The organism is Amycolatopsis orientalis (assembly GCF_000943515.2).
Lineage (GTDB): Bacteria > Actinomycetota > Actinomycetes > Mycobacteriales > Pseudonocardiaceae > Amycolatopsis > Amycolatopsis orientalis.
In genome coordinates, this window is sequence record NZ_CP016174.1 from 4,819,334 (window position 1) to 4,830,063 (window position 10,730).

General features: G+C 67.0%; 12 protein-coding genes. 7 read left to right on the top strand and 5 right to left on the bottom strand.

The window, feature by feature from the left end; genetic code table 11:
- Positions 1-18: 18 nt before the first annotated feature.
- The 3 genes from SD37_RS21100 to SD37_RS21110 are packed head-to-tail and all read right to left on the bottom strand — an operon-like array spanning position 19 to position 2,376.
- Positions 19-684, bottom strand: a complete 666-nt coding sequence (locus SD37_RS21100) for a response regulator (RefSeq protein WP_174567845.1) — start codon at positions 682-684, stop codon at positions 19-21.
- Positions 681-1,961 carry a sensor histidine kinase gene (locus SD37_RS21105; RefSeq protein ID WP_083255028.1) on the bottom strand — a complete coding sequence of 427 codons (1,281 nt, stop codon included), beginning with the start codon at positions 1,959-1,961 and terminating at the stop codon, positions 681-683. Before SD37_RS21105 ends, SD37_RS21100 begins: the two co-directional genes overlap by 4 nt.
- Positions 1,962-1,980: 19 nt before the next feature.
- On the bottom strand, positions 1,981-2,376 hold the full coding sequence (locus tag SD37_RS21110; protein WP_145926684.1) for a hypothetical protein: 396 nt from the start codon (positions 2,374-2,376) through the stop codon (positions 1,981-1,983).
- 378 nt (positions 2,377-2,754) lie between these two features.
- Here SD37_RS21110 and SD37_RS43200 point away from each other — a divergent pair, with 378 nt between their 5' ends.
- The 3 genes from SD37_RS43200 (at position 2,755) to SD37_RS21120 (ending at position 3,921) form a co-directional block, all read left to right on the top strand.
- Positions 2,755-2,910, top strand: a complete 156-nt coding sequence (locus tag SD37_RS43200; RefSeq protein ID WP_167369654.1) for a hypothetical protein — start codon at positions 2,755-2,757, stop codon at positions 2,908-2,910.
- 15 nt (positions 2,911-2,925) lie between these two features.
- Positions 2,926-3,132 carry a hypothetical protein gene (locus SD37_RS21115; RefSeq protein WP_044856611.1) on the top strand — a complete coding sequence of 69 codons (207 nt, stop codon included), beginning with the start codon at positions 2,926-2,928 and terminating at the stop codon, positions 3,130-3,132.
- Positions 3,133-3,369: 237 nt separating this feature from the next.
- Positions 3,370-3,921: a dihydrofolate reductase family protein gene (locus SD37_RS21120; protein ID WP_044856612.1), complete on the top strand. Its 552-nt coding sequence runs from the start codon at positions 3,370-3,372 to the stop codon at positions 3,919-3,921.
- Between the two features lie 764 nt (positions 3,922-4,685).
- Here SD37_RS21120 and SD37_RS21125 read toward each other — a convergent pair.
- Positions 4,686-5,096 carry a hypothetical protein gene (locus tag SD37_RS21125; RefSeq protein ID WP_065912911.1) on the bottom strand — a complete coding sequence of 137 codons (411 nt, stop codon included), beginning with the start codon at positions 5,094-5,096 and terminating at the stop codon, positions 4,686-4,688.
- Between the two features lie 216 nt (positions 5,097-5,312).
- Positions 5,313-5,909, bottom strand: coding sequence for a TetR/AcrR family transcriptional regulator (locus SD37_RS21130; RefSeq protein ID WP_044856614.1), 597 nt, complete (start codon positions 5,907-5,909; stop codon positions 5,313-5,315).
- 94 nt (positions 5,910-6,003) lie between these two features.
- Here SD37_RS21130 and SD37_RS21135 point away from each other — a divergent pair, with 94 nt between their 5' ends.
- The 4 genes from SD37_RS21135 (at position 6,004) to SD37_RS21150 (ending at position 10,711) form a co-directional block, all read left to right on the top strand.
- A complete protein-coding gene (locus SD37_RS21135) occupies positions 6,004-7,230 on the top strand; it encodes a metal-dependent hydrolase family protein (RefSeq protein ID WP_044856615.1) in 1,227 nt (408 codons plus the stop codon).
- Positions 7,227-8,081, top strand: coding sequence for an alpha/beta hydrolase (locus SD37_RS21140; RefSeq protein WP_044856616.1), 855 nt, complete (start codon positions 7,227-7,229; stop codon positions 8,079-8,081). Before SD37_RS21135 ends, SD37_RS21140 begins: the two co-directional genes overlap by 4 nt.
- On the top strand, positions 8,071-9,360 hold the full coding sequence (locus SD37_RS21145; protein ID WP_065912912.1) for an NAD(P)/FAD-dependent oxidoreductase: 1,290 nt from the start codon (positions 8,071-8,073) through the stop codon (positions 9,358-9,360). Before SD37_RS21140 ends, SD37_RS21145 begins: the two co-directional genes overlap by 11 nt.
- A 100-nt stretch (positions 9,361-9,460) precedes the next feature.
- A complete protein-coding gene (locus SD37_RS21150) occupies positions 9,461-10,711 on the top strand; it encodes a barstar family protein (RefSeq protein ID WP_236725065.1) in 1,251 nt (416 codons plus the stop codon).
- Positions 10,712-10,730: the final 19 nt, after the last annotated feature.

Here is a 10,730-nt window from a genome sequence, read left to right on the forward strand (position 1 = left end):
GTTCGCCTTCCGGAAGCCTCAGGCGCCGGGCGTGACGAGACCGGACTCGTAGGCCAGTGCGACGATCTGCGCGCGGCTGGAGAGACCGAGTTTCGTCATCGCGCGGTTCACGTGCGTCTTCACCGTGGACTCGCTCACCACCAGCTCGCCGGCGATACCGCCGTTGGTCATCCCCTTGCCGACCAGGCGCAGCACCTCGGTCTCCCTTGCGGTGAGGCAGTCCAGCCCGGGTCCGCGAGCCGCGGCGGGCCGGTCCGGCCGGTTCGTGTAGGCCTCGATCAGCCGCCGCGTGACGGACGGGGCGAACAGCTGCTCCCCCGCCGCGATGGTGTGGATCGCGGCGACCAGCCGTTCCGCGCGGACGTCCTTGAACAGGAAGCCCGAAGCCCCCGCGCGCAACGCCGCGTACACGTACTCGTCCAGGTCGAAGGTCGTCAGCACCAGCACACGTGTCGGGCGGTCGCTTTCCGCGGCGAGGATGCGTTCGGTCGCGACCACCCCGTTCGTCCCCGGCATCCGGATGTCCATCAAGACGACGTCGGGCCGCAGCCGTGCCGCCAGGTCCACCGCCTCCTGTCCGTCGGCGGCCTCACCGACGACCGTGATGCCGGGCGCGACCCGCAACAGCGCGACGAATCCGGCACGGACCAGATCCTGGTCGTCGACGACCAGCACTTCGATCATGAACCGACTCCCCCAGCCGCCAGCGGAAGCACCAGCGTCACCACGAAACCCCCTTCCGCGCCCGCGCCTGCCACGAGTGTCCCCCCGTACAGCTCGGCGCGCTCGCGCATGCCGATCATGCCGTGTCCGGCGCTCTCCTGGAACCGTTCGGAGCGGCCATCGTCGGCGATCCGGACCGACACTTCCTCCGCGCCGTAGGCCAGCGACACCCACGCCCTGGCCGGACGGGCATGCTTGACCACGTTGGTCAGCGCCTCCTGCACGACCCGATAGACGCAGAGTCCCACCCCATCCGGCAGCGAGCGCACCTTCCCCCGCACGGAGATCTCGACGTGCACGCCGGCGGCACCGACTCTCGCCGCCAGTTCCTCCAGGCCCTCCAACCCGGGAGCGGGTACGTAGGTGTCGTCGTCCTCGCCGGACCGCAACACCGTCAGCATGCGCCGCAGTTCGTCCAAGCCCTCGCTGCTGGTGCGGCCGATGACGTCCAGCGCCGTCCGGCTGGCCGCTGGATCCGACTCGAACACGTATCGCGCCATTTCCGCCTGCACCGCGATGACCGACATGTGGTGCGCCACCACGTCATGCAGCTCGCGCGCGGTGCGGACCCGCTCCTCGGTCACGGCCCGCCGCGCCCGGTCTTCCTGCTCGCGGCGCAGCTGCCCGGTCAGCACCCGCAGCTGGCCGTTGCGCTGGGCAAGGCGCCCCGCGTTGGCGCCGAAACCCCACGCGACGCCGGTCAGCAGCATGCTCTGGAACACCGCCGTCCACGTCGAGCCGATCAGCTGCGAGTGACAGGCCGCGTAAGTCTCGGCCGCCAGCGTGGCCACGGCGCACACCGTCGTCACCTGGAGGGACCGGTGCGCGGCGACGGTGTACAGGCCGAGCAGCAGTGCCAGCGCGCTGACGCCCGGCCAGTACCCGGGGATCAGATAACCGGCCCACCCGGCCAGCAACAGGACGAAGACGGTGAGCGGCGCCCGGCGCCGAACCGCCAGCGGCGCGTTGACCAGCACACTCAGCACAGCACCGGTCGCGTCGAACGGCCTGAACCCCGGAAGGTCGACGGCGGAGCCTGCCTCGACCGTGAACCCGATCATGAACACGGCGAGTAGCGCGTCGGCCACTTCGGGGGCGATCTTTCTCAACCAGGTCGGTGGGCGCACACGGAACGATAGCCGTCGAAATGTCCGAGGCGCGTCCGGCTCCAGGACGACATCCCTACCGCACAGGTTGACTTCCGCTCGACGCGACCGCACCGCTGGACACCTGTTCATCCAAGCAGGGCTTGACGTGTCACCCCCGATTCCGGTGATCACCGAGCCATTTGTAGCTACCACTGCCGCTGTTCCAAATCAGCCAGGCGCGAATGAAGTCGAATCCGCCCACCGGCCCCGCCTCGGTGAAATTGAACGAACGCTTTTCCCTGTTCGCGGTCCGAGTCTGCGTGCTGTATATGTCACCTCCCGCGTAGAACTCGAACATGACAGTCGTCGATCCTTCATTCTTGTCGTCGAAAACGTATCCTTGGATCGTGGCCGAACGGTTCGAGAAGGACATGTCCGCGGCGGCACAGCCACTCCAGTTGTTGCATATCTCGCCGAATCCGCTCGCGTTGGCCACGTTCGCCGCGAAGCCGCCTCCGATCAGACCGAGCAACGCAATGACGAATACGGTCAAAGAACGTCTCATCGTGATCCCCTCAGTGATCGAGTTCGCGTCAGGCGTATCGACACGGACTCATGCCTGTGACATATCTACGCCATTTGTCACACCCAGAGTGGCAGGAGATCGTCGGCGCGTCAAGGCACCGGGGTCGGCAGGCGGCGGGGTCCTTCGTGGGCAAATCCTCCTGCCCCCACGGGTGCCCGATGGCCGTGGACGCGCATCACCGGTCTTTGCGATCGTCGGTATCGAGGGCAGTCGCAACGTTCATCGCCAAGGCACGGAAGGGATCAGTCCATGGCCGTACAAGTCGATTTCACTCAGTGGGGAGTCATCGCGTTGGCTCCCGGCCAGGAAGAGTGGAGATGGTTCACCTGGAATTTCGATGGGGGACACTGGTCGAGGATGAGCATCGTCCCCACCGCCTGGTCCCCCGCCGACGGCTCGATCCAGATCGTCGAGGAGTGGGCGAAGAACAACACGCTGTGGGTTCATCTGCGCAACAATGGATCCGACTACGTCTATTACCAGCCCACCGCCGTCACGGCCCCCAGCCGGTAATAGGAGGGATTGACCATGGCCAGAATCGACATCGTCCATGACGCCCAGGGCAATGTGCTCGGGTTCAGCGTCCCCGCCGAGGACGAAACCGCCCAGACGGGAGTCCAGGCCCAGGAAGGCCAGACCGTGACCCCTGTCGACATCCCGGGCGATCCGTCGGACGACCCGCACGCGTTCGCCGCCGCCGTGCACACTCGGCTGCGCGGTCGCCTGCAGGACTGAGCTGTTCCGCCCACAACGCCGACCTCGAACGTCGAGCAGCGTCAATCGGGCATAAAGCCCGGGAGATGGCCGGCACCGGCCGTCTCCCGGGCTTGCTTGGGATGATGACCTTCATCCAGCGCGAGAAATCGGTCCAAGATTCCTGGCGAGCCGTGTCGAATCCGGCATCGGCCGTTCGACGCCTGGACAGATGGCGCCCACCGATGACCCGCTGTCTTGAGACCACAGGAGGCCGAAGTGTCCACATCCATCCTTGACATGTCGATGTCACTCGACGGGTACATCGCCGATCCCCACGACTTCCTCGGCGGGGAGAACGGCGAGCTGCTCCACGACTGGTTCGCTGCCGGCGGGCCCGCCGGACAATTCGAAGCCGAGTGGAACGCCGCCGGTGCCGTCCTCGCGGGGCGGCGGACCGCCGAACTCATGGACCACTGGGGCGGTGACCACAACGGCGCCCCGATCTTCGTACCCAGCCACCGGCGGCCGGGCCCGGCCGCCCGATGGAACTACCCGTTGGTGACCTACGTGACCGACGGAATCGAAAGCGCCATGGCACAGGCGAAGGCCGCCGCCGGGGACCGGGACGTCCAGGTACGCGGCGGATACGTCGCGCAGCGCGCGATCGAGGCAGGGGTGCTCGACGAGGTGCAGATCCATCACATCCCGGTGCTGCTCGGGGCCGGCCGCCGGCTCTTCGACCTGCTGCCCTCGCTCGTGACCCTGGACATCATTCGCGTCATAGACACCCCGCAGGCCACCCACATCCGCTACCGCGTCCGCCGCTGACCGGCGTGACGGAGACCGCCGGCTGTGATGAGTCGATTCAGGGATCGCTCGGCTGGCGGCTTCGCCGGATTTCGACGAATCAACACGATAGCGGCCAGGGCCCGCGACGGCATCAAACGTCCCCTCATGCCGAGGAGCGGCTGACTGACCTCGTGAACGTCTGTTCGGCCCGCGCGCCCCATGTCTGTCCACAAGGGATAGTTACCAACGGCTCGATGCCTAGAAGTACGGTTCCGAAGGGGGTCGTGAGTGATAAAGAGCGTTAGAACGCTACTTATCACTCACGACCCCATCCCGAAACCACGCGAACTGCTCAAGTTGGACAAATGTATCCGGAAAGGTGTCTCTTGTGGACACCGGGGTCGAGGCCGGTTTCCGTCAGGACGACCGACCCGCGCCCATGCCGATGAACGCATTGGTGGGAACCCCGACACCTCCCGTCGAGGCGTGAGTTCCCCGGACCCGGCCCGGCTCGAACGGGCTACCACCCTCACCATGCGACGGGCAGGACGTACCCTTACCGGGTAGGTACGTCTTGGGCGGGCTCTTCGCGATCGTATGTCGGGGCACGTGCCATGGCGATCGAGTTTCGCCTCCGCCATCGCTACGTCATGACCGTGTCCATGGACACCACCCGGACATATCCGATGCCGTGAGCGAATACCGACCGAACTCGGCCGAAGCGGCGGCGACCGCTCTGCGTGCCCCAGCCACGGCAGCCCCTCCGCGACGACCCGGCGGGCCGATCCTTTGCATCGTTTCCGTCAGCCGCCTTCGATGTGGCCTTGGGTCAGACCGGCCAGTGCGTGCGCGAGTTTCCCGTGCGCTCGCGTGACCAACGGCCCGTACTGGATCAGCTTCGACTTGATCCCGACGTCCACGCGCGTCCCGGCGCCCTCCGCGTGGATGACAGCCGGATAGAAGAAGCCCCAGGTGAAGGCCGTCGGTCGGGACGACAGGATCACGATGCCGCGGGTGGCATCGTGATCCTCGACCGAATACCCGGTCGGGCAGTACTGGGTGAGCCAGGTATAGACCATCTCCGGCGGCGCCGCCGTGTGCAGCTTGATTCGCCGAGCGGTCATCGCGACGGTGGCCACCGAACCTTTCCTGATGAACGCCACCAGCAGCGACACGCCGACAAGGACGGCCATGACCACGGCCGTGAAGAACATGAAGAGATCCACACTGCGGAGTATGTCCGCACGCGTCGCACGGTGAGCAGCTTTCGCTCAAATCAACGGTCTGCACAGTGCGGTCACACGATCGCGCGGCGAACGCAAGCTGCGAGAACCCCACGGAAGACGGCGATGCTGTTGAAGCGGGCGCCGACATCGTTCGGGAGGTAGGCGTCGAGAAAGCTCAGGTTGTGGCGAAAGGCGACTACCTGCTCAAAGCCCGGGGCGTGTCCGTGGAACGGATCGGTCCTTGCTCATACGCAAAATCAAGGCGACCGCGTCCTCCGAGGCTCCTCCAGGAGTCAGGATCTCCTGGAGGAGCAAGCCACGCATCGCGGCGATGGTGACGGAGGCCAGGGTCAGCGCTTCTTTGGCATCGGCCCCTTCGCGTTCCGCGAGCGAGGCCAGCATCGTGGTCAGGTCGTCGAGGGAGTCGATGAACTCACGAAAGTCCTGTGGGCTGTACGCGGCGAGTCCTACGACGTGAAAGAAGCCGCGGACACGCGACAGCTGCTCCGGCCGGGTGTAGGTCTGCCAGATCGCCACGACGAGATCGTCGAAGGTGCCGTACCGCGCGGCCTCGAAAAGCGCCTCGTTGTCCCGGGATCGCTGTGCCGTGAGCATGGCCGCCAACACGCCCGGGAGTGACCCGAAGTGGTATCGCAGGAGGGCGTGGCTGGTCCCGGTCCGGGCGGCGATCTCACGAAGCGACACCTCCGGCGCGGGAAGGTCCTCGTCGAAGGCGTCGAGAAGCCGAGCCAGGAGACGCTCGCGTGCGTCGCCCTTGCGTTCCGCGCTTGACAAGATCACTCCCACAGTTTATCCATTGGAAAAGAACGGCTGATGGTGCCCTGGTGCTTCGCACATGGTCGCAGCCGGCTCGCGACGGTGGAGGGAACGACTCGTGGGACGTCTTCAGGTGGTCGGCGCGACGGTCGTCGACGGGTCGGGTCGCGAACCAGTCGACGTCGACGTCACCCTTGAAGACGGGCAGATCACCCAGGTCGGTGCCTCCGGTGCACGCGGCGAGCGCATCGAGGCCGGAGGCCTCACGATGACGCCCGGCCTCATCGACGCCCACGTCCACTTGGGTTTGTCGAGTCCGATCCAGCCACAGTTCTCGTTTCAGATCAGTGCCGCGGAGATCGCGGCGGACATCTTCGCCACGGCCGGCGCGGCGCTCGATGCCGGCTTCACCACCGTCCGGGACACCGGTGGGGTCGACGGCGGCCTCGTCACCACGATCGCGAAGGGCAAGGTCAGGGGGCCGCGCGTCCTGTCGTGCGGACCGGTTCAGTGCCAGACCGGTGGGCACGGCTACTACGGGGCCGACTGGGAACCCACCGAGCTGTGGAGCAGCCATCACGTTCCGGGGCTGTGCGCCCTGTCGATGATGTCGGGCAACGCGGATGAGCTGCGAGCCAACGTGCGCGAAGCCTTTCGTCGCGGAGCCTCCTTCCTGAAGCTCTGCGTGACCGGCGGAGTGGTCGGCGCTCACGACCGGCTGACCGACACCCAGTTCACCGTCGAGGAGATCGCCGTCGCTGTCCAGGAAGCCGCGGCACGGGGCACCTACGTGACGGTTCACGCCCACAACAACGACGGCATCCGGAACGCGGTCGAGGCCGGGGCGCGCTGTGTCGAACACGGCACCGACCTCGACGAGTCCACGGCCGCCCTGATGGTCGCTCGCGACGTCGCCCTCGTGCCCACGTTCGCCGTCGTCGAACAACTCCTGCACGACACCGCCGGAGCCGGCCTCGGCGAATCGACCCGCGATCGTGTACTGGGTGTCCGCGAGCGGATGACCGAGGCGCTCGCCGTCGCCAAGGAGGCCGGAGTACGGATCGGGCTGGGCTCCGACCTCATCGGCCCGGCTCAGCACCGTCGAGGCGAAGAACTCAGGTTGCGCGCAGAACTCGAGACACCGATGGAAGCTCTCGTGGCGGCCACCAAGACCAACGCCGAGATTCTCGGCCTGTCCGGCCAAGTCGGGGTCATCGCTCCCGGCGCACAGGCCGACCTCGTGTTGTGGAACGGCAACCCGGTCGAAGACCCGGAGCTGTTCGCTGATCCCGCCAATGCCGTCCTCGTTCTCAAGGCCGGCCGAATCGTGAAGGACCTCCGATGAGCACCATGTGGCACGGCTGCCTCGCCGACACCGACTACTTCGAGATGCGCTCCAGCGGAGGGCACGACTACGGCATCTGGGTCACCACACCACCGGGCTACGACCCCGCCACGACGCGAACGCCTGCCGTGTATGTGCTCGACGGCAACTGGGCTGTGGGCCTGACGGCTCCGCTCATCATCACCCAGGCGGACCCCATGCAGCGGATCCAGCCCTACATCCAGGTCAGCATCGGCTACGCGGGCGAAGAAGCCCAGCACTGGGATCGGCTACGCAACCGAGACCTCGTGCCACCCGGCGAGCCCATCGCCAAGGAACTCGTCGACGCCGTGGAGATGGGAGTTCAAGCGGGTGCGAGGACACGCGAGGAATCCGACGCCTACCTCGACGAACTGCGCGACACCCACGCCGACGCGTTCCTGAACTTCCTCACCGCGGAACTGCACCCGCGGATCGAACGCGACTACGGCACCGCCACGAGCGGTCACGGCCTTTTCGGCTACTCCTACGGCGGCCTGTTCAGCCTCTACACATGGCTCACCGGCAACACCCTCTTCGAAAGCATCGGAGCGGGCAGCCCCGGCGTCGCCAGCGAAGACAGTCAGATCTTCGCCCAGCTCCAAGAAATGGGAGACACCCAGCCCGCTGCCAAGCTCCACGTGACCCTCAACGAGCAAGAGTTGCTCGGAGACCTGGCCATCTACCAAAACCTCACGAAGAACACAGCCACCGTCCTGCACCGCCTCGGCTCACTCGGCGGAGCCATCACCAGCGCGGTCCTGCGCGAAACGCATGTGACCGGCCTGCAGGCATCGTTCCTCAGCTACCTCAGGACCTGCCGTGCCCGGTAGTGCCGATGTGGTCGTGATCGGGGCAGGGGTGATCGGTTCGTCGATCGCCCTTGAGCTCGCGCGGGCGGGGCACCAGGTGATCGTGCTCGATCGGGCCCCAGGAGCCGGACAGGGGTCGACCTCGGCATCGAGTGCGATCGTCCGGTTCAACTTCTCCACCACCGCCGGGGTGGCGACGGCCTGGGAGGCGCATTTCGGCTGGCTCGACTGGGCAGGCCACCTCGGGCACGATGTCGGCGACCTCGCGATGTTCCGCAAGAGTGGGCTGGTCATGCTGGACGTCGAGGCGGCTCCGCGTACGTCGTGGCTTCCGTTGTTCGACGAGATCGGTGTTCCCTACGAGGAATGGGACAGCGCGACCTTGGCCGAGCGCGTCCCAGGTATCGACGCCGGCCGCTATTGGCCGCCGAAGCGGCTCGACGACGAGGAATTCTGGGAAGACGCGAAACACTCGCTCGGTGGTGTGTACACCCCGGACGCCGGTTACGTCTCAGATCCGGGCCTCGCCGCCGTGAACCTCGCCTCCGCGGCCTCGGCGGGTGGGGCGGAGTTCCGCTTCCGCAGCGCGGTGACAGGAGTGGAGAAGGCAGACGGGCGTGTGACGTCGGTGCGGCTGTCGGACGGCACCCGGATTCCCTGTGCCGTCGTGGTCAACGCGGCCGGTCCGTGGTCGGGCGCGGTGAACCGGCTGGCCGGCGTGGGTTCCGATTTCACGGTCGGGGTGCGGCCGATGAGGCAGGAAGTGGCGCACGTGCCGGTCCCGGAGGGCTACGGAGGGCCCGTGGTGGCGGACATGGATCTGGGCACCTATTTCCGCGGTGAAGCGGGAGGGGGCCTGCTCGTCGGCGGAACGGAACCGGAGTGTGATCCGCTGCAGTGGACCGACGACCCGGACGCCGTCGACATCCACCCGACGGCCGCGGTCTTCGAGGCTCAGGTGACGCGGGCCGCGCGGCGACTGCCCGATCTGGCGGTGCCCAACCGGGCGCGCGGCGTGGTGGGCGTCTACGACGTCGCCGACGATTGGACTCCGATCTACGACCGCACCGATCTCCAGGGCTTCTACCTCGCGATCGGAACGAGCGGCAACCAGTTCAAGAACGCGCCGGTCGTGGGGCAGCTGATGACGGAGCTGATCGACCAGGTGGAGAACGGAGCCGACCACGACGCGACCCCCGTCCGGTTCCGTGCCCCGCGCACCGGCCTGGAAATCGACCTGGGTGCGTTCTCCCGTAAGCGCGACCGGAACACCGCGAACTCGGGCACGGTGCTCGGCTGAGCCGGGCCGGTGTGACGCACGAACATCCAGTCATGCCGCGATGCTCAGCGAATCCTTCCATCACGCCATCGCTGCTCTCCCCGCAGGTAGTGTCGCGAGGGTGGTCAACCCCGATGGCGGTCTTCAGCAGGAAAAGCGGCGATGGACCTGGGAACATCCGGTCGGCCCACGCTGGCTGCTCTCGGGCAGCATCGGCTTCGATGATTCCTCCGACGACGCCCCGTTGGCGCTGTGCGCGGACATCGAAGGTTTGTTCGCCGACCTGCCACCCCGTCCGCGGGAACGGTTCACGCTCGTCGGTTGCACCCCGGCCGGCGCACTCGCCCACCTCCTCGACCGGCTTCCCGCCGAGGCACTCGGTACCGACCGGGCCTGGCTCGGCAACATCTCGCTGACAGCGCCTGGCGCGCCACCGTACCGGTGGGGCGAGGATCTGTGCGATGTCGTCGTCCACGCGCGGCGGCCGAGCACCACGATGCCGGGAACGGTCGACGTCGATCTCGCCGGGTTCGTCTGGCTCATGGACCGCACGGATGCGGTGGTACGCCCCGGCGATGTCGACGAATTCGTCCTCCTGGGCGAGGACGGGGTGGCTTGCGGAACCTGCGGGGACGTCACTGGTGTGTTCCGCGAACAGGCCACGACACCGGTGCTGCAAGTCAAGCTCCTCGGTTGCCGGCCGGAGCCGGCGTTACTGGCCGCGCTTGAGGTGTCGGGACAGTCGAGCAAGGCAAACCTGCGCCGTCGTCTGATCAGCGGCGAGATCCACGCGGTCGCCGACGATGGTTCCACCGCCCAGCTGATCGGCGCCGCGGTGTCCGGAACGGTCAACGCCGCCGGTCCGTCGCGGCTCGGCGAGGGGCTGCTGGACGTGACCGTCGATCTGGGTACGCGGGAGCCGTTGCCGACGGGAATCCCCGAGATTCTGGAGCATTGGCGTACCGGGCGGCCGTCCCGGCGGAACCTGTGGGCAGGCTATGACCGGGAGCTGCGGCATCAGTGGGCCGGGGTGGCGCTCGGTCACAGGCTCAGTGCCCCCGACGGACAACCCGGCACCACTTACGATCTCGACGGCCGCTTCGTGACCGACGTCGAAGGGTTCTACTGCGCGATCGGCGAGGCGATCAACGGCCCAGGCGGCTACTTCGGCTGGAACCTCGACGCCCTTGAAGACTGCCTCCGTGGAAAATTCGGTGCGCGGCCGCCGTTTCACCTGGCGTGGCATGACTCGGCCGTCGCCCGCGACCACCTGGTCGCCGGCTACGACCGGCGTCGGCTAGGGCCGGCGATCACCTTCGAGTACCTCCTGGACATGCTCAGGGAGCACCGGATCGAGGTCGATTTACGCTGAGCCCGCGCCGGCGTTTTCG

Excerpts from the sequence above, each read along its gene's own strand:
- SD37_RS21100 (WP_174567845.1), bottom strand. The coding sequence starts at position 684 with ATGATCGAAGTGCTGGTCGTCGACGACCAGGATCTGGTCCGTGCCGGA.
- SD37_RS21105 (WP_083255028.1), bottom strand. The coding sequence starts at position 1,961 with ATGAACAGGTGTCCAGCGGTGCGGTCGCGTCGAGCGGAAGTCAACCTG.
- SD37_RS21110 (WP_145926684.1), bottom strand. The coding sequence starts at position 2,376 with ATGAGACGTTCTTTGACCGTATTCGTCATTGCGTTGCTCGGTCTGATC.
- SD37_RS43200 (WP_167369654.1), top strand. The coding sequence starts at position 2,755 with ATGAGCATCGTCCCCACCGCCTGGTCCCCCGCCGACGGCTCGATCCAG.
- SD37_RS21115 (WP_044856611.1), top strand. The coding sequence starts at position 2,926 with ATGGCCAGAATCGACATCGTCCATGACGCCCAGGGCAATGTGCTCGGG.
- SD37_RS21125 (WP_065912911.1), bottom strand. The coding sequence starts at position 5,096 with ATGTTCTTCACGGCCGTGGTCATGGCCGTCCTTGTCGGCGTGTCGCTG.
- SD37_RS21140 (WP_044856616.1), top strand. The coding sequence starts at position 7,227 with ATGAGCACCATGTGGCACGGCTGCCTCGCCGACACCGACTACTTCGAG.